This is a genomic window from Micrococcales bacterium (assembly GCA_009784895.1).
Classification (GTDB): Bacteria; Actinomycetota; Actinomycetes; order Actinomycetales; family WQXJ01; genus WQXJ01.
Map to the genome: position 1 here is coordinate 1 of WQXJ01000009.1, position 24,834 is coordinate 24,834.

25 protein-coding genes are annotated in these 24,834 nt (G+C 63.2%); 7 read left to right on the forward strand and 18 right to left on the reverse strand.

The window, feature by feature from the left end:
• From FWD29_02645 to FWD29_02665, 5 genes are all read right to left on the reverse strand, one after another.
• A partial coding sequence (locus tag FWD29_02645) for an alanine--tRNA ligase-related protein (GenBank protein MCL2802846.1) occupies nucleotides 1-560 on the reverse strand: 560 nt, incomplete at its 3' end.
• 1 nt (nucleotide 561) lies between these two features.
• Nucleotides 562-795: a DUF6167 family protein gene (locus tag FWD29_02650; protein MCL2802847.1), complete on the reverse strand. Its 234-nt coding sequence runs from the start codon at nucleotides 793-795 to the stop codon at nucleotides 562-564.
• A complete protein-coding gene (locus tag FWD29_02655) occupies nucleotides 796-1,155 on the reverse strand; it encodes a DUF948 domain-containing protein (protein ID MCL2802848.1) in 360 nt (119 codons plus the stop codon).
• Between the two features lie 10 nt (nucleotides 1,156-1,165).
• Complete coding sequence (gene rpsD / locus FWD29_02660) at nucleotides 1,166-1,792, reverse strand: 30S ribosomal protein S4 (protein ID MCL2802849.1); 627 nt, start codon at nucleotides 1,790-1,792, stop codon at nucleotides 1,166-1,168.
• 131 nt (nucleotides 1,793-1,923) lie between these two features.
• Nucleotides 1,924-2,298, reverse strand: a complete 375-nt coding sequence (locus FWD29_02665; protein MCL2802850.1) for a DUF3499 domain-containing protein — start codon at nucleotides 2,296-2,298, stop codon at nucleotides 1,924-1,926.
• 139 nt (nucleotides 2,299-2,437) lie between these two features.
• Between FWD29_02665 and FWD29_02670 the strand changes: the two genes are divergently transcribed.
• Nucleotides 2,438-2,950: a metallopeptidase family protein gene (locus FWD29_02670; protein ID MCL2802851.1), complete on the forward strand. Its 513-nt coding sequence runs from the start codon at nucleotides 2,438-2,440 to the stop codon at nucleotides 2,948-2,950.
• A 225-nt stretch (nucleotides 2,951-3,175) separates the two neighbouring features.
• Here FWD29_02670 and FWD29_02675 read toward each other — a convergent pair whose 3' ends face one another.
• The 4 genes from FWD29_02675 to manA form a co-directional block, all read right to left on the reverse strand.
• Nucleotides 3,176-4,672, reverse strand: a complete 1,497-nt coding sequence (locus tag FWD29_02675) for a DUF5719 family protein (protein ID MCL2802852.1) — start codon at nucleotides 4,670-4,672, stop codon at nucleotides 3,176-3,178.
• The gene (locus FWD29_02680) at nucleotides 4,669-7,950 is read right to left on the reverse strand and encodes a glycosyltransferase family 2 protein (protein MCL2802853.1); all 3,282 of its coding nucleotides are present in this window, start codon (nucleotides 7,948-7,950) and stop codon (nucleotides 4,669-4,671) included. The genes FWD29_02675 and FWD29_02680 overlap by 4 nt, the downstream gene beginning before the upstream one ends.
• 4 nt (nucleotides 7,951-7,954) lie before the next feature.
• On the reverse strand, nucleotides 7,955-8,209 hold the full coding sequence (locus FWD29_02685; protein MCL2802854.1) for a WhiB family transcriptional regulator: 255 nt from the start codon (nucleotides 8,207-8,209) through the stop codon (nucleotides 7,955-7,957).
• A gap of 140 nt (nucleotides 8,210-8,349) precedes the next feature.
• The gene (manA, locus tag FWD29_02690; protein MCL2802855.1) at nucleotides 8,350-9,555 is read right to left on the reverse strand and encodes a mannose-6-phosphate isomerase, class I; all 1,206 of its coding nucleotides are present in this window, start codon (nucleotides 9,553-9,555) and stop codon (nucleotides 8,350-8,352) included.
• A 112-nt stretch (nucleotides 9,556-9,667) separates the two neighbouring features.
• On the opposite strand from manA, the gene FWD29_02695 reads away from it, so the two are divergent.
• The 3 genes from FWD29_02695 (at nucleotide 9,668) to FWD29_02705 (ending at nucleotide 13,081) form a co-directional block, all read left to right on the forward strand.
• Nucleotides 9,668-10,561: an ABC transporter permease gene (locus tag FWD29_02695; GenBank protein ID MCL2802856.1), complete on the forward strand. Its 894-nt coding sequence runs from the start codon at nucleotides 9,668-9,670 to the stop codon at nucleotides 10,559-10,561.
• Entirely contained in the window at nucleotides 10,548-11,399 is an 852-nt protein-coding gene (locus FWD29_02700; GenBank protein MCL2802857.1) for an ABC transporter ATP-binding protein, read from the forward strand. The genes FWD29_02695 and FWD29_02700 overlap by 14 nt, the downstream gene beginning before the upstream one ends.
• A gap of 83 nt (nucleotides 11,400-11,482) precedes the next feature.
• Entirely contained in the window at nucleotides 11,483-13,081 is a 1,599-nt protein-coding gene (locus FWD29_02705; protein MCL2802858.1) for a hypothetical protein, read from the forward strand.
• A gap of 20 nt (nucleotides 13,082-13,101) precedes the next feature.
• Here FWD29_02705 and FWD29_02710 read toward each other — a convergent pair whose 3' ends face one another.
• Entirely contained in the window at nucleotides 13,102-13,812 is a 711-nt protein-coding gene (locus FWD29_02710; GenBank protein ID MCL2802859.1) for a glycosyltransferase family 2 protein, read from the reverse strand.
• Nucleotides 13,805-14,245 carry a GtrA family protein gene (locus tag FWD29_02715; protein ID MCL2802860.1) on the reverse strand — a complete coding sequence of 147 codons (441 nt, stop codon included), beginning with the start codon at nucleotides 14,243-14,245 and terminating at the stop codon, nucleotides 13,805-13,807. The genes FWD29_02710 and FWD29_02715 overlap by 8 nt, the downstream gene beginning before the upstream one ends.
• 352 nt (nucleotides 14,246-14,597) lie before the next feature.
• Between FWD29_02715 and FWD29_02720 the strand changes: the two genes are divergently transcribed.
• Nucleotides 14,598-15,785 (forward strand): FAD-dependent oxidoreductase, encoded by a 1,188-nt coding sequence (locus tag FWD29_02720; protein ID MCL2802861.1) that lies wholly within the window; start codon nucleotides 14,598-14,600, stop codon nucleotides 15,783-15,785.
• A gap of 11 nt (nucleotides 15,786-15,796) precedes the next feature.
• On the forward strand, nucleotides 15,797-16,555 hold the full coding sequence (locus tag FWD29_02725; GenBank protein MCL2802862.1) for a polyprenol monophosphomannose synthase: 759 nt from the start codon (nucleotides 15,797-15,799) through the stop codon (nucleotides 16,553-16,555).
• On the opposite strand, the gene FWD29_02730 is transcribed toward FWD29_02725, so the two are convergent.
• The 4 genes from FWD29_02730 to FWD29_02745 form a co-directional block, all read right to left on the reverse strand.
• Nucleotides 16,552-17,541 (reverse strand): Gfo/Idh/MocA family oxidoreductase, encoded by a 990-nt coding sequence (locus FWD29_02730; GenBank protein MCL2802863.1) that lies wholly within the window; start codon nucleotides 17,539-17,541, stop codon nucleotides 16,552-16,554. The two genes, FWD29_02725 and FWD29_02730, sit on opposite strands and share 4 nt — an antisense overlap.
• Nucleotides 17,541-18,644 (reverse strand): DegT/DnrJ/EryC1/StrS family aminotransferase, encoded by a 1,104-nt coding sequence (locus FWD29_02735; GenBank protein ID MCL2802864.1) that lies wholly within the window; start codon nucleotides 18,642-18,644, stop codon nucleotides 17,541-17,543. The genes FWD29_02730 and FWD29_02735 overlap by 1 nt, the downstream gene beginning before the upstream one ends.
• Before the next feature lie 4 nt (nucleotides 18,645-18,648).
• Complete coding sequence (locus FWD29_02740; GenBank protein MCL2802865.1) at nucleotides 18,649-19,236, reverse strand: acetyltransferase; 588 nt, start codon at nucleotides 19,234-19,236, stop codon at nucleotides 18,649-18,651.
• A 115-nt stretch (nucleotides 19,237-19,351) separates the two neighbouring features.
• The gene (locus FWD29_02745; GenBank protein MCL2802866.1) at nucleotides 19,352-20,578 is read right to left on the reverse strand and encodes a hypothetical protein; all 1,227 of its coding nucleotides are present in this window, start codon (nucleotides 20,576-20,578) and stop codon (nucleotides 19,352-19,354) included.
• Between the two features lie 100 nt (nucleotides 20,579-20,678).
• Between FWD29_02745 and FWD29_02750 the strand changes: the two genes are divergently transcribed.
• Nucleotides 20,679-22,001, forward strand: coding sequence for a glycosyl transferase (locus FWD29_02750; GenBank protein ID MCL2802867.1), 1,323 nt, complete (start codon nucleotides 20,679-20,681; stop codon nucleotides 21,999-22,001).
• Between the two features lie 63 nt (nucleotides 22,002-22,064).
• On the opposite strand, the gene FWD29_02755 is transcribed toward FWD29_02750, so the two are convergent.
• The 3 genes from FWD29_02755 to FWD29_02765 are packed head-to-tail and all read right to left on the reverse strand — an operon-like array spanning nucleotide 22,065 to nucleotide 24,834.
• Nucleotides 22,065-23,168 (reverse strand): glycosyltransferase, encoded by a 1,104-nt coding sequence (locus FWD29_02755; protein ID MCL2802868.1) that lies wholly within the window; start codon nucleotides 23,166-23,168, stop codon nucleotides 22,065-22,067.
• A 6-nt stretch (nucleotides 23,169-23,174) separates the two neighbouring features.
• Complete coding sequence (locus FWD29_02760; GenBank protein ID MCL2802869.1) at nucleotides 23,175-23,990, reverse strand: ATP-binding cassette domain-containing protein; 816 nt, start codon at nucleotides 23,988-23,990, stop codon at nucleotides 23,175-23,177.
• Nucleotides 23,968-24,834: an ABC transporter permease gene (locus FWD29_02765; protein MCL2802870.1), complete on the reverse strand. Its 867-nt coding sequence runs from the start codon at nucleotides 24,832-24,834 to the stop codon at nucleotides 23,968-23,970. The genes FWD29_02760 and FWD29_02765 overlap by 23 nt, the downstream gene beginning before the upstream one ends.

Here is a 24,834-nt window from a genome sequence, read left to right on the forward strand (position 1 = left end):
CCGCCATCGGGCCCATACTTCGCTCCCCGGTCAATGTAGACCTCTGAACAAGGCCCGGCCGGCCCGGCTTGTCCGGTTGACCAGTAGTTGTCCTTGATGCCGCGCCGCTGAATCCGTTCCGGGGCCAGGCCGGCAATTTCGCGCCAAAGCCGGGCGGCTTCGTCGTCGTCCTGAAATACCGTCACCCAGATCTTGTCTGGGTCGAAGCCCAAAAAGCCGTCGCTCTGGCTGCCTGTAACCAACTCCCAGGCGTACTCGATGGCGCCGGCTTTGAAGTAGTCGCCAAAAGAGAAGTTGCCGTTCATCTGGAAGAAGGTGACGTGGCGGGTGGTTTTGCCAACCTCTTCAATATCCCCTGTGCGGACACACTTTTGCACCGAGGTGGCCCTGGGCCACGGCGCTGGCACCTGGCCCAACATATACGGGATGAACGGCACCATGCCCGCCACGGTAAACAGCAGGGACTTGTCTTCGCTGATAAGTGAGGCGGAAGGTACTAGGGCGTGGTCGTGGGCGGCAAAATAGTCCAAGAAGCGCGAACGGATCTGGCTGGTCTGCACGTTATTCCTCCGTTTGGCCGGTTAGCAGAGCGGCCCGCAGCTCAGCCTCCCGCCGCTTGGCCGCCTGGCGAACTTCGCCAACCAAACCGGTGGCGGCTTGGGTCGCCTGGCCCAGGCTTTGGCCCAAACCCTCAGGGCTCAGCGCCTGGGTGGCGCGGCGGACTTGACTGGCTATCAGCACAGCCAGACCGGCGCCAAGACCCAGACCTAGAGCAATCCAAAGGCCGCGGCGCATTTAGCTGTCCTTCTTCCCGCGTTTGGTGAAAGTGGACCGGACCGCATAGGTGAAGGCGGCCAGGCGGATCAGCGGGCCACCAACCGTGGCGCTAAACAGCGCCATCATGGCCGAGACGTTTTGTGTGACTTCGGCTGTGGCTGTGGTGATGGTGTCGACCTTTTCGAGTTGTGAATTGGTCGCCTCAACTGTGGTGGCGGCTTCATCCAAGATTGGCACAGTGTGTTCGGTTAGCTCTTTGACCGATTTGGTGGCCTGTTTGAAGACGCCCCCTAACCGCATTACTGGCACCGCCAGGAAGCCAACTAGGGCCACAAAAGCAATCGCCGCGATCAAACCGGCCACGTCGCCAACGCTCATTGCATCCTCCTTAGCGGGAGTAGTGCTCCACCACTAGTTGCACATCGCAGGTGATTGGAACCTCAGCCCGCTTGGGCCGGCGCACCAGCTGGGTGCGTAAACGCTCAAGGTTGACCTCCAAGTATGGCGGCACCTCGGGAAGGACATCACGGTGGGCGCCAGCGGCGGCCACCATGAAAGGCGTCATCGTCTGCGACTTGGGTTTGATCATCAAGACCTGACCGGGCTTGACCCGAAGGGAGGGACGGTCGACCAGCTTGCCGTCTACCAGCACGTGGCGGTGGGTGACAACCTGGCGGGCTTGGAAGATGGTACGGGCAAAACCGCTGCGCAGCACCAAGGAGTCCAGCCGCATTTCTAGCAGTTCGACCAGGGCTTCACCGGTCAGCCCTGACTCTCTTTTGGCGTCATTGAAGGCCCGTTGGATCTGCTTCTCGCGCAGACCATATTGGGCCCGCAGGCGTTGCTTTTCCCGCAGCCGGACGGCGTAGTCAGACTCGGTCCGGCGCCGGCCGCGACCGTGTTCGCCTGGTGGGTAGGGGCGCTTTTCAAAATACTTGACCGCCTTGGGGGTCAAAGCCAGGCCCAAGGCCCTCGATTGGCGCACTTGGCGGCGGGCTTTGCGCACTGATGTCATCAGGTTCTCCTGTTCGTGTCTCTACGAAGAACATGCGGATATCCGCAAGTTGGGCCAACACTGTTTGGCTAAGGCCCCAGGTGTGCCGTTTGGGCACAACCGGCGGAAATACTACCAGGTGGCAGGCCAGGCTAATTCGTGGCTGGACCGGGCGGCATAGTCGGCACTGAGCGCAGGTGGCCATAGCGGGCGCCAAGGTTGGCGACCTGGGGCGAGGCTGACTGGTTGGCCACCAACCGGCCGCGTTCGCGAACTTGGCTGGCCAAAGCGTCGATTTGCTCTTGGCTGGGCGGAGCGGCCTGCCTATCTGGTGACAGCCTGATGACCTCCCAACCGCGGGGGGCTTTGAGCCGCTCGGCGTGTGCGGCGCAAAGGTCGTAGGCGAAAGGCTCGTCTTTGACGGCTAAAGGGCCAAGCACGGCTGTGGAATCTTGATAGACAAAGGTCAAAGTGGCCACCGGTTCGTTCTGGCACCTCAACCGCTCACATTTGCGCGCCCAATTCACCTGACCAAGATAGCTGGCCTGGTCTGCATTCCCGCGCCAACACGCGGCGGTGGGGTGTTGGTCAATAATCGGCGCCGATGCCGGGACTCGCCCTGGAACCGAACCGGCTATCGAGGCGCAATGCTCCTAGGCTGGCCTTGTGCCAACTGCCGAACCGATCGACCCAGCCGCTGGCCACGGCGAGGCGTCCTTGGGGCGGTCTTCCGCCTTGGGTGATGCTTCAGCCCCACCGCCCCTGCCTGTGCGTCGGGGCCGGCGGCGTGACCGCCGCGGTCGCGGCATCAGAGGACCGCTCCTGGCCCCGGCTCTGCCGGCCGCCAGGAGTCGAACTCAGATCTTTGACGACTACGTCAGGGCAGCGGTGGCTCGTCTGGCTCACCGCTGGGAAAGGCAGCTGCGGGCCATCGAAGTGGCGGTGGAAGAAGTGCCGGCCTCTGGCGGGGCGCCTTGGGAGACCGGCGTAGTTCTGGGGCGGGCCTTTCCAGCGGCCAATGCCATGCCGGCACGTATTGTGCTCTATCGCCGCCCAATTGAGGCCCGCGCCTCAAGTGGCGAAATGGGCGTCGCCGTTTTGGATGTGTTGGTCGAGGAACTGGCCCATTTACTGGGCCGCGACCCAAGCGAAATTGACCCTGGTTATCACCGCGACTAATCCTGCCAAAGCTCAACCTCGCGAACCGAGCGGCTGCGCCAGGCCCGCCAACGCTCTCTGAGGGGCGGGGCCAGGGTTGTTGCCAGGGATTGGCTCCGGGCATTTTTCTTTGACAATGCGCCAGCATTGTCCCAAGAAAAGGCGCGAGACAACGAGCCTGGTCCCAACCCGACCTTTTTTGGCCAGAGCTCAACTTCGCGGCTGTTGGTGCTGATTGGAGGGCGGCTAGTGGGCCGGGTAAACGTCGATATTGACGCCGGCCTCGCGGGTGCCGACCGGCACCAGGACAGTGATCAGTTCGCCGCCCGCGTCCGCCAGAGACATGACCATGGCAATGGCCACTTCGCCGGCGCCTTCGACGGTGTACTCAATCGCTTCGATCTCTTCTGCCGGTCCCAAGCTGGCCGGGTCGACCACCGCCATAGTGCCGGCTTCGAGCTCGATTGTCTTGGCCTGGCCGACAGGGCCATTGGCCCCGACAGCCTCGAGCTTGACCTTTGAGGCTTGTTCGGTGGCCACCGACACCCGGGCTTTGACTCCTGCCATCGGCATAGTCAAATAACCATGGCTACCGCCGGCCTGGGCCGGTGACCAAGCGAACTCTCGAGGTTTGTCTGGCCCGGTGTGGCGCACGGCCAAAGCGCTGGCCACGATTGGTTGGTCAGAAGTGATGGTGACGGCATAGACACCGGCCTCCAGGCCAGCCAGTGAAAGATCGGTTACAGTACCGGCCGCGATCCGGGCTTCGTCCAGGCCGGGTAGCGAGACCGGGCCTTTGGCTCCCCAGAGCACTACCGACACCACCGCCGCCGTTTTGTCCGGGTTCAGCACCCTGACTACGGCCGTGTCGGGATCGGTGTATTTCGACTCGCTGACGCTTACACCGGGCACCACCTGTTGTAGAGCTGGCGCGCTACCGGGCACCACCATGTCTACCCCGGCCGGCGTCAGGGCTTCAATCCGCGAGTGCTGCATCGACACCGCCAGCTCACCGCCGGTGGCGGTGACGCGGACGGCCAGGCGGGAGGCGTCTGGCACTATGCCTTCAAGCAGCACCGCCCGTTGTGACTGTGGCGGCACCACCAGGCCGGAGGTGCCAACGGCGTCGACTGGGCCGGCCCCGTCCCACAAGGCAATATCGGCCGCCACGGCGGTCAGACCCGGGTTGGTTAGTAGCAATCTGGTCGATGAACCGGTCTGGGTTGATCCGCCCACCAGGTAGACCTGAGCCTCGGGCAGGACACAACTCGAACCGGCCAGGGACCGCAGATCCTTGTCGTTGGCATGGATGACGACACCACCAGTGGCATAGGCCAACTCGTCTTCAGCCGAGCGGGCCGTGACCAGAACCGGGTCGGCGCCGGCTGAGTTGCTCAACAGGCCCAGTGGGCCGGCGATACTGTCAGTCTTGGTGCCGTCTATCGTGGACAGCTCACCCCCGGCCGGCCCGGAAACCACGACTCGCAGCACCGAGGTCATTTCAGAAGGGTAGGGGTCAAAGCGAGGGTCATAGGAAACCTCATCAGCCCCCTCGCCTGGCACTTTCAGCTCCGATGGGCAAACAACCATGGCAGCGCCAGGTGGTACGGCCACTGTCGTGGGAACAGGCGCGGCGCTGTCTAGAGCTGGCGCTCGGCGCTGGCCAAAGACCAACAGGCCAACGACTGAGGCCACCAACACCAGCGAGATCAGGGCCGCCAGCCCCACCCGTAGAGCTTTCACGGCGACTCCTGATCGTCTTGGGACTGCCGCCGTAGCGGCAACGCCAGAACCACGGCCAGCGCCAGTGCCAGGCCCTGGATCAGCCACCATGGCACTGCGCTTTGGTGCCAGACCTCGATTGAGCCACTGGCCCCAAGGGGCAATTCAAATGATTGCTGCCAAGCCTTGTCTTCGGCAGGCTGTAGAGCTTTGCCGTTTAGTGTGGCCCGCCAGCCGGCATCACGCCGCTCGGCCAAAACCAAGCGCAAATCGGCGCCGGTGCCGCCGCCTTTGGCCGCCGCCACCTGATCGGCTTGCAGCTCGGCTCTGAGGTGGTCACCGGGGCCGGTCGACAGCCCGACCGACTGATTGGGGCCGGCCACATGCAGTACCGCCACCTGATCGACACCGACTCCTTCTAACGGCAGGTTGCCTGGCGCCACCCGCCACAGGACGACGCTTTCAGTTTCAGTGATGCGGGCCAGCCCTGGAGTCGAATCGACCGCCGCCAGTAGCGCTGGATCGGATTGGACCCGTTCGACCAAAACGAAGCCGATCCCTGACATCGCCAATTGACGAGCCGCCGCACCGGGGTTGCGTGCCACAATCGCGGCTACCAGCTGGTTCAGGCTTTCGGTGGCGGCGTCATCTGGCCTGACAGTGCCCGGGATTGACTCCAGGCGGCGCCCGCCCAGCTGCCCCATGGGGGCGGCCATGTCGATACTGGCACCGCGCACCACCGACCAACTGAAACCCTGTTGGCTCAGGGCCAGAACTAGTGTGCGGGTGGCGTACTCACCCTCGGCTTCGCTGGCCGCAATAGCCGGCAAGGTGGCGTCGCGGCTGCGGTGAACCTCAAATGTGTCACCGCCAAACCAGGCCCAAACCACTACGGCCGAGCCGGCCAGTGGGCCCGCCAGCAGTGCGGCCAAGCCAACTGTGGCCAAGGCCCGGCGCAGGCGGTGGGATTTGGCCCCGGGTTCGCCAACCGCGCCGCTCAAAGCGGCCGCCGCCGCCATCAGCAGACCGAGCAAAACCAACGAGGCCGCGCCGCCACCCCAGGCCATGACAGTCTCTAAGCCCGTCACCGACACCGCCAACTGTTGGCCGGCCACTATCAAACCCAGACCAACTACCACCAGCAGCCAACCGATTCGGCCCGCCCGCCCGGCGGCCCCGGGCCTAACCAGCCCGGCCAAGGCCGCCACCACCACCAGCCCAACCAGCCCCACCGCCAAAGTGGTGACTAGGCCGGATGGGACAAAGCCGGGCAGGGTTGGTTCGGTGATGTAACCCAGCGCTCTAAGGCCCAGATGGCTGGGCTGATACGACACAGCCGCACCTGGATCAGCCAGCAGGCCACGCCATTGGCCTGCGGTGATGGCCTCAAGCAGGAGTGGTCCAAACAGGGCCAGCGCCGGCACCGGCACAAAGACCATCCGCCAATGCCTACCCTTTGGTGCAAATATGGCTACTACCAGAGCTAAGACCGTGCCGGGCAGAAGCAGCATGGGCGTGCCGGCGGCCGCCACGGCAAAGGCCAGGCCCGCCCCGGCCGCAGCCGCCACTGAGCCTGAACCCCAGGCCAACTCAGCCCGCTGGCCCAAGGAGACCTGCCCAGGTAAAGCCGGGCTGGCGGCATCGGACTGCTCGTCAACCACCGGCGGGCGAACGTCTAGGCGGTTGGCGCCCACTGCCCGGGCCACGCCAAGGGCCACATAAGGTAGGGCCGCATGCGTCAGAACCGCGCCCAACCGGCCAGCCTCCAGGCCCTGCCACAGCGCCGGCGAGGCAAAGTAAAACAGCGTCACCATGGCCCTGACCCAGGTCGAACGGCTGACGGCGCCGGCCGCCAACCAGGCACCAAAGGCCGCCACTAACGGCGCCAGCAGGCAGAGCACTTTGATCATCGTGTTACCGTCGCCCAAAGGCAGGCGGAAAATGGCCAAGACTGCGCTCAAAGGGTCGCCCGGCCCGCCCTGACCCAATTCGAATTGAAGCCAACCGCCGCCGGCCATGGACCACAGCTGGCCCGATCCGATCAACTGGGGCCCGGCCGCGCCGCCAACCAGAGTGCCTGGGCCCAGCCAGTGACCCAAGCTAAGCGAAGTCACCAGAACCACTACTAGAGCTAAAGCCGCCCCCATGCGGCGACGTTGGCCGGCCAAATGGCGCAACTCAGCGGCCTCAATATCGGTTGGGGCCAGACGTTGGCGACGCAAATCGGCCTGACTGAGGCGGCGATCACGCCGCTGGCGGCGGGCCTCACCCGAACTGATTTGCAGGTCACGCAGGGCCTCGCGACCGACTTGGCGTTCACGGGCGGCCACCCGCCGGGCCCTGATGACACGAGCCGGGCGGGCGAACACAGACGCCAGGGCCGTCAGTTCGTCTAGAGCCAGACCAAATTCCTTGGCGGCCAGGCGCCAAATCGAGCGCCCAAGGGCGGCCAGCAACCCCGCCAAGGCAATCACTGGCACCGCCCATAACGGCTGGTCGACCAGCTGGGTGTAGATCAGGGCGCGGCGCCGTCCACGGAAGGATCCACGCTGGTCCTTGACCGCGCTCGATTTGTCTCGCTCAGCCCAATAGGAAGCCTGTTCATGCAGCACTACGGCATTGGGAGCCACCACCACCCGTTTGCCGGCCAGGCGGGCCCGGCGGCACAGGTCAAGCCCGTCCCGAAACGGGCCCAGGGCGGGGTCGAAACCTGACAGGCGGACCCATTCCTCTAAGCGCATCAACATGCCGGCTGTGCCAACTCCGAGCACATCCTCGCGGCTGTCGTATTGACCTTGGTCAAGCTCCCCACTTTGACCTGCCGCCACCCGGCGGCCAAAAGGCGTGGTGGTTACCCCAACTTCAATCAAGCGGGTTGGGTCATCCGCCCTGACCTGCTTGGGACCGGCAATGGCCACTGAAGGCGCCCGCTCAAGAGCCCGGACCAGCTCTTGCAGGGCCTCCGGTTCGGGGTAGACATCGTCGTGCAGCAGCCAAACCAATCCGTCAGCCGGCCGGCCCTGCAAGCCGGCCGCTACGGCCTGGCCAAAAGTCCGGGCCTTGGAGGAATGCACCACCGTTAAGACCTTCGGTGGGATACCACAGCGCAGCGCCATTTCGCGTACCGCCGTGTCAGCTTGGGGGCCCGAATCGACCAGCACTACAGCGTCTGGTCGTGCCACCTGTCCGGCCAAAGCCACCAGAACTCGCGGCAGGTATGGCGAACGCCCGCGCGTGACAATGACGGCGGTGATGTTTGGCCGAGCGCGTCTGGCCGCGCTGGCGGCAGGTGCTACCACTTACCTACGAGCGGCGCTGCTTCAGGCGGCGGCGCTCACGTTCGGAATAGCCGCCCCAAATGCCGAAACGCTCGTCGTTGGCCAAGGCATAGTCAAGGCATTCAACGGCCACGTCGCAGCCGGCGCAGACCTTTTTGGCCTCGCGCGTTGACCCGCCCTTTTCAGGGAAAAAGGCCTCCGGATCGGTTTGCGCGCACAGGGCTCGTTGCTGCCATTCCAGCGGCCCTCCGTCACCCTCTTTCAGCAGCACTAGCGGCATGGCCGCTCTTGGATCGATGACGCCTGACTCGAGTGTCAGACTTCCCTCACCTAGCACGTTCCACACGATATTGCTCCTAGCTCGACCCATCGATGCGGGGAATCACACCTATGAAATTACACGCGTGTCATACCCCCCCGTCAAGCCCGTGACGGAATCTGCTTAGGAAAACTGGGTGCGGCCATGACCACACGGCCCTTGCCGCGAAGCTCAATAGGACCGTCGCTAGCCAAGGCAAACAGCGATTGACCTCTAGAAACATGCATGGAACCGGATTTGGTGAAGGCTGTCACGCGGCCAAAGAGGGTCAAAACAATCCGTGGTCCAATTAGGGGACATTGGTAGGTGCCATCCAGCCGGATATCCGCCAGGATGAAGCCTCCACCGGGCGGGTAGAGCATTCGGGCTGGCCCGTCGCGGCTGACTGATGGCCTACATAACCCGCGCCCGGTGATGTCTATAGTCTCGATCACCCCTGAAACATCAACTGGTTTCGAGGTTAATCCAGCCCTCAGGGTGTTGTCGGAGGTGGCCATTAGCTCAATCGCCAAGCCGCGCAAATAGGCGTGGAGGGTCCCAGGGGTGATGCATAGCGCCTCGCCTGGGGCCAAGGAGACGTGGTTCATCAACAAAGCCGCCGCTACTCCCCGATTGCCACCAAATCGCTTGGCCAGTGAACCCACCAGCGCGTAGGCGCCCGGGTCAGTGGCGCCTTGGACCAAATGGTGGCGACAAACCTCGGCCAAGTTCTCAACCAACTCGGCTTTGGTTCCCGCGCCCTTTAGGGCGACCGACAAGGCCGCTGCCAGTCCGGAGCGACCTGGCGCTTGAAGGGCTTTGGCCATGGCGCCCGCCAACGGTGAGGCCTCGGCCAACGGCGCCAGCACGGCCCGCGCCTGTTCCGGTGGCCGCAGCCCGCAAAGAGCCTCAAAGCTGGTCAGGGCGTAAACCATCTCCGGTTTGCCGTTGGGATCCCGGTAGGCCCGCTCAGGCGCATCCAGGGGCACGCCGGCGGCTTGCTCCCGGGCATAGCCGGCCCTGGCTTGTTCGGCCGTGGGATGGACTTGGAGCGAAAGCGGCTTGGCTACCCCTAGGACCTTGAGCAAATAGGGCAGCTCGGTTTGGTCGCTTTGCCCGATGGCGGAAACTGGGTCGCGCGCAATCATGTCGCTGAGAGAGACGCCTTGGTCGTCTTCACCTGCCGCCACCCTGGCCGGGGCCAGCTTATGAGCCCCCAACCAAACCTCGGCCAGCGGCGCGTCACCGGCCGGCAGCCCAAGCAAATCCGGGATGGCCTTGACCGAGCCCCAGTCGTATCTCCTGACGGCGTGGTCTAGCCTCAACACACCCCCAGCCTAGTTGACCAGTTCAAGCCCCAGCTCAGCCTCCGCGCCAGGCCCGGTCACCACCTGGAAGGCGCCAAGGTGAAGCCGGCGGCTAGGCGCTATGCTCACGGGGATGGAACCGGTCCCTACTAGGCCCACGGCGCTGAGCCAAGCCGAGGCAAAAGCGCTGGCAGAGCGCTACAACCTGCGTAAGCTCGGCGCCCGCCCGGCCCTGGGAACCTACTTGCGTCAGCTCTGGCAGCGACGTGATTTCACTTGGGCTCTGGCCACCTCTGATGCCGTTGGAAAAAACCAGGGCTCCTATTTGGGCCAGCTGTGGGGTGTGCTCAAACCGCTGCTACAAGTGGCCGTCTTTTATGTCGTATTCGGTGTTCTGATGCCCAAAGCCACCCGGACCGGCATCGAGGACTTCTTGTCCTACCTGGTGATTGGGACATTCCTATTCGAGTTCGTCGCCTCAGGGCTAAACAACGGCGGGCGGGCCATCGCCTCGAAGACCAAGCTGGTCAGGGCGCTGGAGTTCCCCCGGGCGGTTTTGCCCATCTCGGTCACTATCACCGAACTGATAATGATGTGGCCGGCCATGGCCATCATGGTGGTCATCGTGCTGATTCGTGGTGTCACGCCAAGCTGGAGCTGGTTCGCTTTGATTCCGGCCATCGCCCTGACCTACATTTTTGTCCAAGGCTGCGGTTTCTTCCTGGCCCGGGTGGTCAGCGCGACACCAGATCTGCGCAACCTGGTGCCGATTATCACCCAGTTGCTGCGCTTCGTTTCAGGGGTTTTCTTTTCGATCGAAGGCTTGGCCGCCTCCTTTGGCTTGTGGGGCCAGATCGCCATCCTGCAGCCGTTTGCGCTTTATCTACGACTGGCTCGCTCGGCCATGATGCCATCGGTCAGCGCCACAGCTGGCGAGTGGCTGCTTGGCCTGGCCTACGCCGTGGTCGCCCTGGTTGGCGGTTTCATCTACTTCTGGTTGGCGGAGGCGCGTTATGGCCGAGACTGACCAGGTTAACTTCTCCGAAGACGACGCCGCCTTCGCCGGGGTATCAAGATCCCAGCCAAAGGATCTGGGCCAACCGACCATGGTGGTGGATCACGTCTGCGTGTCATATCGGGTTTTTGGTGGCAAACGTCTAGGCGCCTCGACCGGCTACAAACCGTCGATCTACCGCCGCCTATTCGACCGGGCATCGCGAGCCGTGGGCACGGTCAACCAGATCGAAGCCGTGCGCGGGGTCTCCTTTGTCGCCCGCCAAGGCGAATCGATTGGCATTGTTGGACGCAACGGCGCCGGCAAGTCAACGCTGCTGCGGGCCATGGCCGGCCTAATGCCGTATTCCGATGGCGCGGTCTATGCCAACGGCCAATGTGCCTTACTCGGTGTCAACGCCGCTTTGCTGACCGCCCTGACCGGGGAGCGCAATATCATGCTTGGCGGCCTGGCCCTTGGCCTAAGCCGAGCCCAGGTCAAAGCCAGGATGGATGCCATAGTCGAGTTTGCCGGCATCGGCGAATTCGTTGGCCTGCCCATGAACGCCTACTCTTCGGGCATGGCCGCCCGGCTGCGCTTCGCCATCTCTACGGCCAAAGTGCCAGATATCTTGATGATCGACGAAGCCCTGTCAACAGGCGACGCCGCCTTTCAACGGCGATCACGCGACAAAATCCTTGAAGTCAAGGACCAGGCCGGAACGGTCTTTTTGGTGTCGCATTCGGCCAAGGCCGTCACCTCGATGTGCGAGCGGGCGTTGTGGCTGGACAAAGGCGAACTGGTGATGGACGGACCGGCTGAAGCGGTGGTCGAGGCCTACAGCGAAGGCCAGCTGCCTCCCCCGGCCTGAGCAGCCAAGCGGCCCCTGCTCAGTTCAACTCGACCGCCATACCCCAGGGGAACGGGCAGGTCCAACCGCTGTAGGCTTGGCCCTTGATGCCAATAGCTGCTAAGCCAGAAGACCGGGTCGACCTGTGGTTTCGTCTGGGCCGGTGGGGGCACGATCTTGTTGTCGCCAGCTCCATCGCCGCCGCTCTTCTGATTCTGGCGGCTGTGGTCCGCACACTTACTCCTGGCACCTGGAGCAACAAGCGGTTTGGCTACCCCGGAAGTCTGTGGCCGAGCCTGGTTTTGGCCATTGCTCTGTTGGCCGGAGTGGTCTTTGGCCTACGATGGCTGGCTCGCCGCGAACTGGCACCACGGACATGGTTGCTGGGTGGTGCCATAGGGCTGGCGGCGTTTGGCTCCAAACTGGCCCCGGCGCTTGTAATCAAATCGGTGCCGATAAGCGACTTCCTGGTCCAACTGGACGCTGCCAAGGGCATAGCAGCCGGTGACTGGTCCTTTAACGGCCTTGAGTACTTCCAAGTCTGGGGCTACCAAACCGGATTCAGCCTCTATCAGGCCGTGGTGCTGAAGGCCACCGGGCCCTCCCTGACCGGTCTGCTGGTGATGGGGGCGGTGTTCATGGCTGCCACCAATGTCTTGGTCTTTGTTCTGGCATTTCGGTTGACATCAAACCGATGGGTGGCGCTGGCGGCCGCCGTGGCCTACCTGTTCTATCCCGGGCCGTACACCTTGGCCTCGGTCTTAACCGGCCAGCACCTGAGCACCTGCCTGGTCTATTTCGGCTTGTACCTGGCGATTAAGGCGCTGCAAGATGCCACCGGCTGGTTCCGCCTTTGGTGGGCGGCCGCGGCCGGTCTAGCCCTGGCGCTAGGCGACATGATCCGGCCAATCTCGGTTGTGGCGGTGGTAGCTGTAGTCGTCACCTTTGCCGGAGCCTGGTTGGTCCACCGCCTGGGCTGGCGCGCAGCCATCGCCATTAGCGTGACCCTGCTGGCCGCATACCTCGGCACTCTTCGCGGCGCCGATTTCGTCGCCCGGCAAAGTGGCCTCATACCTACTGGTCTGGGCAATAATTTTCCCGAATGGAAGCTGCTCAATGGCCTTGACCGCGAGGCCGGCGGCCAGTCATCACGAATGGTGTTCGATGCCTTTCGCATTGGCGAGTGGAGCTATCTGGTGGACCATGACGCGGCCAGGTCCATGATTAGGCAAGAACTTCACGACATCCGCCACAACCTACCGAGCTTTGTAAATCGAAAGACAACCGCTTTGTGGGCCCAACAGGAGAAGATGATATTTGCCTTCAAGCCGTACCTCGAAGCCGGCCCACCCTACTCCCTCAAGTGGCAGGAACGGCTCGATCGAATTGCGCTAGTTGAGCGAGGTCACTTCATAGTTGTGATCACCCTGGCAGGGGCCGCCGGGATTGTCACCTGGCGCAAACGACCAGTCGATTCCCCGCAGCTGCTAGTGACGGCCTTCGTCAGCTGCTTCTTCCTGGCCCATTTGCTGGTCGAAGTCCAGGCCCGCTATCGCTACGAGGCCATGCCAGCGATCTTCGCCCTGGCCTCCGTTTCCGTACTGTGGTTGACCAGCGCCCGGCCATCCGGGCCGTTTCGCCGGCGGGCCGGACCGGGGCAAGCTGAGACAGCCCAGGCAAGGCACGCCCGAAGGCAACAATAAGGGCAGCCATCAAATCCTGACTAAAGCCGACGCAGCCGCCAGAAGTCGCCAATCGCCTTCACGCCAATTCGCCAGATTCTGGCCAGGTTGATCGAGTTGACACCGCCTTGACGTGGCTTGAAGGTGATTGGTCGGTAAATCACTCGACGGCCCAATTGGGCTAGGCGAACCGACAGGAGCACGTTAGCCAAGTTGTAGTCCGCAGGGATTTGGGCCACGGCCTGACTTAGCCCGGCCTGGCCCACCAGCCTGAAGGGGCAATTCGGATCCGGGATACGCTGTCGAAAAACGACGGCGACAGCCATCTGAAGCACTTTCGTGACCAAAACCCGAGACATTCCGTCCTGTCGGCCCCGCCTTAGCCCAATGATGGCGTCATACTGATGCCGGTGCCGCCAAAACGGCCAAAACTCCTCCGGTTCAGTCTGACGGTCCGAATCGGTTTGAAAAACGTAGTCAGCTCCGTGATCAAGCGCCCAGTGGTAGCCATAAAGCAAGGTTGCGCCGTGCCCAGAGTTTGGTTTGGTCACGGCTACCAGTTGCTCGTAGCTGCCAGATTCGACAGCCCTGGTCAGCAGCTCGTAGGTATTGTCCAGCGAACCGTCGTCGACCACCAACAGCCTTGAGGCCGAACCAACCTGGCTGACCACCTGGTGCCACTCGGCGATCAGCTCGGTGACGTTGTCGGCCTCGTTGTAGGCAGGAATGACGATGATAAGACGATCAGGCATTGTTATGTTCCCTCGTTGTTCTGAAGGTGATCGCCTTGTTCAAGGCGAATTGGGTCAAACCCACAAACACAATCGAACCGGCTTTGGAGGCAGTCTCGTTTAGTCCAAGCACGGAGACGGTTAAGGTCAGGATCCCACTCGACATGGCCAGGCCGGTCCAACCGACCAGCAAGAATGACAGCGCCCGCCGGCCCAGGCGATCAGTTCGCCGGAAGTTGAGGTAGGCGTTGCAGGCGAAAGATGCCGCCATCCCGAGGTGAACGCTAAGGGTGTTGGCCACCAGCAACGCCATTCCCCAGTGCCTGAATTGGACGAATAAAACCAAGTCCAGGCCCGCGGCGAACACGCCGATAACCCCATAAACAGCGGCCTGGCGAAGCAGGTGCCATGTCAGGACCGACCTAGCCTTCCGCCACAGGCCGCCAGGGTGCATCAGTCCCCTCACTCCTGTCTGTCCGGGCCAAGCCAACACGGCTCAATGTAGTCCTGGACGAGGGCATTATGTTCGAATCTGTGCGACATGTCGAGCTAGGACGTCCAGGCGGGTTGGCGATCCGGCGGGCAAAATCGAGACAGCCGAAACGGCCGACCAGCGCCCACTCGCCTGACAACCGCTGCTGGCCTGGCTCAAGGCAAGTGGGCAGTCACTTTGGCCAACGGCGCCGCGACAGGACTCATCAGCACCGTGATAGCCTGCCAACTCTAAGGACAAGAAGGTGTTGCGCTCCTGATCGAAAGACCTCGCTGCTCTTGGCAGCATCTGACGGAGATAGGTGGGCCGGGCAATGACTGATCTGCTGGTGGTCGGGGCCGGCCCGTTTGGCTTGACCGTGGCCCGCCAATTGGCCGAGGCCGGGCGCCGCGTCGCCCTGATTGACAAACGCAACCACATTGGTGGTAACTGCCATTCCGCTGTTGACGACCAGACCGGGATTGAGGTCCACCCTTTCGGAGCTCATATTTTCCACACTTCTAACCAAAGGGTCTGGGACTACATCCGCCGCTTCACCTCGTTCACTAGCTATCAGCACCGGGTTTGGATCACTCACAACGCCCAGGTCTATCCCATGCCAATCAACCTGGCCACCATCAACCAGTTCTACTCCGCGGCCTACTCCCCCGCCCAGGCCCGGGCCCTGATTCAAGACCAAGTTGCCCAGGCCACCACCGCCAAGTCGCCCACCGGGGCCGGCCAAGCAGCCCAGGGCGGGCTCGACGCCAAAGGCAGGGCCATGCTTGGCCCCGATCTCTACCAGGCTTTCATCAGGGGTTACACCGCAAAACAATGGGACACCGATCCGGCCCTACTCCCCGCCGCCACGATCAGTCGCCTGCCGGTGCGCTACAACTATGATTCGCGCTACTTTTCAGATCCCCATCAGGGCATGCCCACCAACGGCTACTACCGACTGTGGCAGCGCCTAGCCGACCACCACGGCATCGACGTACACCTGGAGACCGACTTTTTCGACCCTTCCAGTCGGTGGTTCCAGGACGCCACGGTTGGTCAGCTGCCCATTGTCTACACCGGCCCGGTTGACCGATTTTTCAGCTATGGCGACGGGGTGCTGGGCTGGCGCACCATTGACCTGGCTTGGGACCATCCGGTTGGCGGGGACTATCAGGGTTGCGCCGTGATGAACTTTGCCGACTTAGACGTGCCCCACACCAGGATCATCGAGTTTCGCCATTTCCATCCCGAACGGGACTACCCCGGTGGTCAGACCGTCATTGCCACTGAGTCCTCTCGCCTGGCCGGACCCAACGATGAACCCTATTACCCAATCGGTTCCCCAGCCGATTCCGACTGCCTGGCTCAGTACCGCCGCCGGGCTGAGGCGCTGAGCCAAGTTCACTTTGGCGGCCGGCTGGGACGCTACCAATACCTCGACATGGACACGACCATTGCCGCCGCCCTGGGGCTAGCTGACCAACTAGCTGCGGCCGGCAATGGCCGGGGCAACACTGCCTAGACGGCAGCTCCATGAACGCCAGCTGGCCAAGCATCCTGGTCATCATCCCGACCTACAACGAGGTCGAATCGCTACCCGGGGTGGTGGCACGGTTGCGCCGGGTCGTGCCGGCAGCCCACATCCTGGTGGCCGACGACGCCTCGCCAGACGGTACCGGCGCTTGGGCCAGCCAGGCCGCCGCCAACGACAACCACATCAATCTGCTCCTCCGCCCGGGCAAACTTGGTCTGGGGGCGGCCTATTTGGCTGGCTTCGATTGGGGTTTGGCCCGCGGCTTCGACATCCTGGTCGAAATGGATGCCGACGCCTCGCATCGCCCCGAACAGCTGCCTGCTCTGCTCCAGGCCGTCGCCGCCGGGGCCGACCTGGCCATTGGCTCGCGTTGGGTCAAAGGCGGTCAGGTGGTCAACTGGCCGCTGCGCCGCCAACTACTATCGCGCGGCGCCAACCTCTACACCGGGCTGTGGCTGGGCCTTGGCATCAAGGACGCCACTGCTGGCTTTCGGGCTTATCGGCGCGAATTACTCGAAAGCCTCGACCTGGCCGGGGTGCAGGCCAAGGGTTACGCCTTCCAAGTTGACATGACAATGCGGGCGGCCGATGCCGGCGCACAAGTGGTCGAGGTGCCGATCAGTTTTGTCGAGCGGCGCGACGGCGATTCCAAGATGAGCCGAGCGATTGTGGCCGAGGCCATGCACCTAGTGACCAAATGGGGTTGGCAGCGCCGCCGGGCTCGTCTAAGCCGGCCCGGACGCCGCCGCCAGGCCTAAAGTAAGGCCGTTTGACCCGACTCGGCACTGGTTAGGGCGGCCTCGGCCACCTCCAAGGTCTTCAGGCCTTCGGCCAGGGTGATGATAGGCGCATCGGCATTGCCCAAAACCGCATCGCGGAAGGCCTCACCTTCGCTGCGCAGTGGTTCGCGCGTAGCCAAGGCGAAGCGAGTCATATCACCTTCGGTGACGCCACGGAATTGGCGCAACTGCTCCCATTCGGTTGGCACCGAACCGTTGGCCCAAAACTCCAAGGTGACGTGGCCTGTGTCGGCCACAAAGGCACCCCGTTCGCCGGTCACAATGGTGGCCCGCTCTTTGATCGGGCTGAGCCAGTTGACAATATGGTTGACCAGCACACCGTTGGCCAACAGGCCGGTGATGGCAACCATGTCTTCGTGTTCGCGGCCGGCCCGGTGGGTGGTCTCAGCCGCGACCCTGATGTAGTCAGAATCCGCCAGCCACTGGGTCGAGTTGATGTCGTGGGTGGCCAAATCTTTGATGACGCCAACATCGCTGATTCGAGCCGGGAACGGCCCTTGGCGGCGGGTGGCCACCTGGCAGACGTCACCGAGCTCGCCGGCGCCAATGCGCTGACGTAGCTCGGCAATGGCCGGGTTGAAGCGTTCGACGTGGCCAACACAGCCCAGCACTCCAGCCTCACCAAAGGCTTGGGTCACCCGCCGGGCCGCCGCGGCTGTAGCCGCCACCGGCTTTTCGACCATTGTGGCCACACCGGCCTGGGCCAGGGCAATGGCAACCTCCTCATGCAGCACTGTCGGTACAGCCACCACAGCCATATCCAGTTTCGCTGCAATCAGGTCTTCGACACTCTTGCCCAAGGCCAAGTCCTGGGCCACACCAAAACGGTCCTCACCGGCATCGGCCACCGCCACCAGGTCAACACCGTCGATCTGTCGCATGATCCGGGCGTGATGCCGCCCCATTGAACCAATGCCAATGACTCCGGCTCGCAAATTGGCCATTACGCACCCGCTTTCATTACGGCGGCCACCGCCGCCACGATCCGGTCCAAGTCGCTTTGGTCTAAGGCCGGGTGGACCGGCAGGGATAGGACCTCGGCCGCGGCCCGGTCGGTTTGCGGCAGGTTGAGTCCTGGGGCAAATCGCTCCAGTGAGGCCAGTTTGTGATTGGGCGTTGGGTAAAACGCCCCGGAACCGACTTTGTGTTCTTCCCTCAGCGCCTGGACAATCCGGTCGCGCTCCCCCGCGTCGACTCGAATGGTGTACTGGTGGTAGACGTGGGTAGCGCCTGGCCTTATGGCCGGGGTTGTAACGCCAGGCAGGTTGGCGCTGAGGAAGGCGGCGTTGGCTTGGCGGGCCGCCGTCCAGGCCGGTAGCTTGCCCAACTGGACCCGGCCCAGGGCAGCTTGAATATCGGTCATCCGCTCGTTGAAGCCAATCAATTCGTTGGCGTACTGCCGCTCCATGCCCTGGTTGCGCAGCAGCTTGACCGTATGGGCGACCTCGTCATTGGCGCAGGCCACGATGCCGCCCTCGCCGGTTGTCATGTTCTTGGTGGCGTAAAGCGAGAACATGGCGAAGGTGCCAAAAGCCCCGCAAGGCACCCCGTTCAGGGTCGAACCGTGGGCTTGGGCGGCGTCTTCGTAGATCTCCAGTCCGGCCTCGTCCGCCAGAGCCATCAGCGCGTCCATATCGGCCGGCTGGCCGTAGAGGTGAACCGGCATGATGCCACGCGTACGTGGTGTGATGGCGGCTTTGACGGCCGCCGGATCGAGGCAGAAGTAGTCCGGTTCAATGTCAGCGAAAACCGGTGTGGCGCCGGCCAGTACCACCGAGTTGGCGGTCGCGGCGAAAGTGAAGGACGGCACAATCACCTCATCGCCCAGTCCTACGCCGGCAGCCACCAGGCCAAGATGCAACCCGGCCGTGCCTGATCCGACAGCCACGCATTGGCGACCGCCCACCAGCTCTTGGCCAAATTCAGTTTCGAAGGCCGCTACCTCGGGCCCTTGGGCAATCATGCCACTTCGTAGCACGCGGTCTACCGCGGCCCGCTCCTCGTCGCCGACGATTGGTTTGGCCGGTGGGATGAAGTCAAAGCTCATGGCTTCAGGCCTCCTTGATAGTGTCTTGCGTTTCGATATAGCGCCGGCCGGTGGCCGGGCATAGCCAATAATCACCTTGTTGGGTCAGCGGCTGGCCGGCCTGGCCAACCCAACCGACCCGCCTGGCCGGCACACCCACAACTAGGGCGTGAGGCGGCACGTCTTTGATCACAACCGCACCGGCCGCCACCATTGACCAGGCGCCAATTCGGACCGGCGCCACGCAGATGGCCCTGGCCCCAATGGCGGCGCCAGTTTCGATGGTCACCCCGACCAAATCCCAGTCATCGCCGGATTTGAGTGAACCGTCGGGGTTAATTGAACGCGGGTAAGTGTCGTTGGTTAGCACAGCCGCCGGACCGATGAAGACGCCATTGGCTAACTCGGCTGGTTCGTAAACCAAGGCGTAGTTCTGGACCTTGCAGTTATCGCCTAAGCGCACACCGGTGCCAATGTAGGCGCCACGGCCAATGACGCAATTTTGGCCCAGTTCCGCTGCCTCGCGGATCTGAGCCAAATGCCAAACTTTCGTCCCGGCCCCAATCGAGGCCCTGGGGTCGACGTCCGCCGAGGCAGCTACTGAGTAATCCACACCGCTCCTATCTGTGCCAGGTGCGCCGCCGGCAGGCGGACCGCCCTACACGTTACCTCAGCGACTGAGCCCACCGCAGGGACGTGGCGGCGGCGCGGCGGTCTTCACAAATCTCTCACGCGCCATCCGCCACCGCGTCACTGTCGCCTCCCAAACCTAAGGTCCGGGCCATCACCGCGGCCGAGCGCCGACCGTCGTGGATGGCCTGAACAAAAGCCCGCCCTTGGGTTGCCAGGCGCCTGGCTTGGTCGCGCTGGGCCAGGATTTGGCCGATGCCGCTGGCCAGGTTGGCCGCTTCGACTTGCCATATCGGTAGGTCAAGGCCGGTTTCTGCCTTGACGCGTTGTCTGACTTGATCATCGACATCGGATATGACCAAGCCACCGCGGGCCATAACCTCGCAGGCGGCCACACCGTAGATGCCCAGGCGGAACTGGTCGGCCACAATATCGGCCCTGCCGTACAGCTCCAACACCTCGGCCGCGGGCAGGCCCGCAGCCTGGATGTACTCAATTTGACCGGCGGCAGCCAGTTGGCGAAAGACCGGTTCTACCAGGTCGGTGCCCTTGACCACGGGATTGGATGGGATGTGAACCACTTTGGGCACGTCCCTGACTAGAGGTTCGGTGTTCGAGGCTTCAGGTAGATCGACTACTACCGGGCACCAGCTGGCTCCGGGCACCGAGTCGAGCAGATCCGGGGTTGAGACCAGCTGGGGCCAGCGGCTGGTCAGCAGGTTGCGGCGATTGCGGCGGGCGGTCGATTCCAATTCGGCCGCCCGGCGCTTGAACGAGGGCAAACCGTATGGGCTGAGTCGGTGGCTGGCAGCGTGGGCTAGGGGCAAGCGAACATCTGAGCCATGCCACATCACGGCCACGGCCAGGCCGGCCGTGGCCAGGGCGGTCGCTTCGCCGGCCGGGTCGTAGCCGAATAGCCGGCCAAATAGCGGTAGACCAGATTCCAGCAGCACTGCCTGATACGAGCGGCGGACCTGGTCGAATTGGTGGCGTTGGAAGGCGATCGATGCCGCATTGATGGCAAACGGAGCCCGGTAGGTGGCCTCAAAGTCGAAGACCTTGGTCACCTCGAAAGCCCAATTGTCACCGCTGGCCAGGCCGTGGCGGCTGAGGGCACCGGCCCAGGCTGTGCCTTGGCCAGCGGCATTGGCCGGTGCGATCAAAACCCGCGGTGGTTGGCCCTGGGGTTTTGGCGCCGGCTTCAACCCGGCCGGCCGGCCCACCGCCAGCCACTTGGCCCGTTCCAATAGGCGATCAGCCTTGCCTGGCAGGTGATGCCGAGCGGATAGCACCTGCGACCAGGCTGCCCGCGCGGCCCCGGTCATCGGTCCTAGACGGCCAGGCTCTCGCCCCATCACCACCGGTCCTTACTTCTATCGATAAGATTCGCCAGGAACAATACCGAAAAGACGAAAGGGGCAGGGCATGACGCAGCCGCATCTGGCTTTCATCGCCTGGGGTTTCCCGCCATCGCGCTCCGGCGGCGCCTATCGCCTCTTGGCCACTGCCAACGCCTTCGCCCAGGCCGGCTGGCAGGTCACGGTCATAACCGTTGACCGCAAGGTCTTCACCGACATCACCATGCCTGATCTGTCACTCGAGGAAAGGATCGACCCGGCCATAGAGGTGGTCCGCACGCCCTTCCCCTGGCCGCTGCGCAACCCGGACCGGTCAAGCTGGTCGCTGATGCACAAACTGGCTCCCAGATTGTGGCGCAAATGGCGGGTGGTTTACGAGTCACGCATTTTCCCCGAGGTTGGCTATTCCGACTGGCTACCAACTTTGAGGCGGGCGCTGCGGCAGGTCAATAAGGCCCGTCCAGTCGATCTGGTGCTGGCCTCAGGCAACCCTTGGGTTGGGTTCGAAGCTGCGGCAGAGTTTGGCCAGGCCAATTTGGTGCCCTACGTTATGGACTACCGCGACGCCTGGACCTTGGATCAGTTTTCCGGCGCCGAACGTTTCCCCCCGACCTCACGTCAAGGTCAAATCGAACAAGACCTGATCGCCGGCGCCGCCCAAATCTGGTTTGTCAATTCCGCCACACTCGAGTGGCATGCCCAGCGCTATCCGGCGGCGGCCGGCACCATGCGTGTCGTCGCTAACGGCTGGGATCCGGAGTTCATGCCCAAACCGGCCCCACCTGAGCCACCAACCCAATCAAAGCCCATGACCTTTGGCTACCTCGGCACCATCTCGATAATGGTGCCGGTCACCTGCATGGTTGAAGCCTGGCGACAGGCCAAGGCTGAAGGACTGCTGCCTAGTAACGCCCGTCTCGAAGTTGGCGGTTACCTCGGCTATTTCGGTGCTGCCCGCACCCGGGTTGAGCATGGCATCGCCGCAGCCATCAAATCCGGCCAAGACGTTGGCGTCGAGTTCATCGGTCCCGTACCCAAAGGCGATGTCGCCGCCTTCTACAGCCGCCTCGATGGACTTGTCCTGGCCATAGACGCCGGCCGCTACGTCACCACCGGCAAGGTCTTTGAGTACATTGCCACAGCCAAGCCGATTGTCTCGGTCCACCCACCTGAGGCAGCCGCCTCTGATGTGCTTGAAGGCTACCCGCTGTGGGCCAAGGCGGCCGAGCTGTCAGTGCCGGCCGTGGCCCAGGCCTTCGGCCAGGCCGCCCAAATGGCCGGTCAACTCACGTCCCAGCAAACCGATGCAGCCAGGGACTTCGCCTGGCAGCTCCGCCGCGCCAAGCAGTTGGCACAACCAATCGAAGAGCTGACCGCCCTGGTCTCCTGACCAGCCCAATCACCGCCAGGTTGAGCTTGGGCATAAGGGCCGCACCTGGCCTAACTGCCTCGCCTAGCGCCGGAAGCGAGCGGCCATCAGCTTTAGGAGCCCGGCTAGTTGATCCATTTGACCTGAGGCTTCAATAACCTCTTGACCTTGGGCTGCGGCGGCCGCCAAAACCCGGCCAAAGGCGGCGGCGTCACTGGACCAACCTTCAAGCACCCTGGCCGCCTCAGCGGCCTCGCCCACAACAGCTCCGGCCCCACTGCGCTCAACCAGTTCGGCTGGACGCTCCAGCGGCGAAGTCAACACCGGCAACCCGCAGGCCAAATACTCGTAGATCTTCGACGGCATAGTCGGGGCAAAGGCTTTGGTGTTCTCTAGTAGCGACAAACCGACCCAGGCTCCTCGCGCCAGGGCCCAGGCTTGGCGCGGCGGCATCCGGCCGTGGAAGCGAAGCCGCGAGGCTAGCGCCAGATGGCTAGCCATGAAGCTGTCAAGGGCCGCCTGGTCGGCCGGGTTGACGGGTCCGATTAGGTCGAAACGCCAAGTCGGCGCGGCCAAGGCCAGCTCAAGCATGGTCATCAAACCGCGCGAGAGACCAATATCTCCGACATAGATAGCCCGCGGTGTGGCCTCAGGTGGTCCGGGCGGTGGCAGCATGGTCAGATCCGGCAGGTTGGGGCTGACCAACCGCCGGTGGGCCCTTGGCATCAGGTGGTCATCGACCACCACGGTTAGATCGGCTCGCCTCGCCGCCCGGGCACCGGCCCGGGCCACGGCTAGGCCCAGGTGCCGGGCCAAACCTTGGGCCCACGATCTGTCTTCGAGCAGAGCGACGTAGTCCTCATGCGATTCGGCCACCCAGGCCAGGCGTCTAGGGCCCAGCACCAGCCGCCTTAGCCCGCAACCCAAAGCTGAATCAGGATCGAGCGAGACTAAAACCCGGCCGCGAGCTCGCCATGGCCACCTCAGCGCTTGGACCAGGCGGCCCAACTGCCCGGCCCGGGGCCAGGTTCGGCACTCCGCTTCTGGCGGGCCGGCATCGGGCAGGCCCAAACCCAGCACTTCGACCCGCTGCCCGGCCCGGTCCAAGGCGGCCACCAGGCGATGCAAGCGGGCGTCGGCCACGTCGTGGCCCGAGGTGACAATCGAAATGTCAGGCCGCGCCGCCATATCGCCTCATAGGTCTTCCAAGGTGAAGGCGTCTTCCCCCACCTTGAGGAATTTGGTGTAAGCCTTGACGCAGGTCTCTGGGTCAGCGTGCAGCATCAGCTTGCCTTTGTGCATCCAGATGCAGTCATCGCACATTTGTTTAACCGAGGCCAAGGCATGGGAGACCAAGAACATCGCCCTGGCTGATTCCATCAGCTCGGTCATCTTCTGGGCCGCCTTGGCCTTGAAGGCCGCATCGCCGGCCGATAGGGCCTCATCGATCATTAAGATATCCGGCTCCATATGAACCCCCACTGAAAACGCCAGCCGGGCGTGCATGCCGCTGGAGTAGGTGATCAGGGGCATATCCATGAACTCACCAATATCAGCAAACTCGGCGATGGCCTCGGCCCGCTCGGCGATTTGGGTGCGGCTTAGCCCCTGGGCCAGACCACCCAGAATGACGTTTTCGCGGCCGGTTAGCTTGGAATTGAAACCCACGCCCAAGGCCAATAGCGAGGAGATACGCCCGCGCACCTCGATCCGGCCTGAGGAGGGTGCCAGAATTCCGGCCACAGCCCTGACCAGGGTTGATTTGCCGGCCCCATTGGCGCCAATAATGCCCAGAGAGGTCCCCACTGGCACTTCCAGAGATAGGTTTTGGATGGCTTTGACCTCGCGTACTGCTCGTTCGCCCCGGCCCAGGCGCATAACCGCCACTTTGAAGGTTGGGACCTTTTCGAAAGTGGTGCGGTAGGTGATCGACAGGTCTTGGATCGAGACCGCCGGTGGTTCGCCTGGCACCGGGACGCGGCGCGGCTTAGATTCGGACAGCGAAATCACGCTCCTTCGCCATAAAGAACAGCGACCCGGACAAGAATGCGAGAGTCGCCCAGGCCAACCCCATCAACCAAAACTTGGCCTCCGGGATGGTGGCGTTCTGCAGCAGTTGGTTCCACCCACCCAGCATTGAGAACAGCGGGTTGCCGATTATTTCGATTTTGCCGTAGACCGAATCGGCCACCCGGTCGACCCCCCAGAGCACCGGGCTTAGGTAGAGCCAGATACGCAGCACATAGGGCAGAAAACTGGCCGTGTCACGGAAGTAGACCTGCAAAGCCGAAACCCAGGCCGCTAGCCCGGCGGCGAACACGACCATGAGGAAAAGAAAAACGACGCACAGCAGCATTTCGAAGCCCCAGGGCTGTCCGGTGAAGAGTCGCAGCAGCAGGTAAACCGGCACAGTTGGGAAGAACCGGTACAGACTGGTCCGCACCGCCGCCAGCGGCATCAACAACCTGGGAAAAGCCATGCGGCTGATCAAAGCGCCACCACCGGTGACCGCACCGGCGCCGGAACCAACTGAACCGGAGACAAAGGAGTAAGCGAACAGTCCGCAGCAAATGTTGCCCAACCGTTGCATCGGATTGGCCCCGCCCCCGGCCAGGACGTTCACCAACAAAAAGTAGACGCAGGCCAGCAGCAGCGGGTTCAAGATCAGCCAGAGCCGGCCCAAGACCGTGTCGGTGCTGGCCGCCCGGATTGACGAACGGGAAAACTCCGCGGCGAAGGGCCAGCGCTGCAGCAGGTCCCTGGCGTATTTCCGGATTGGTGGTAGGCCCGTGCCGTGGGCCTCGTAAACATGCAGTTCGCCGCGCGGATCGGCGTTCTGCCCCGGTTCAGACAA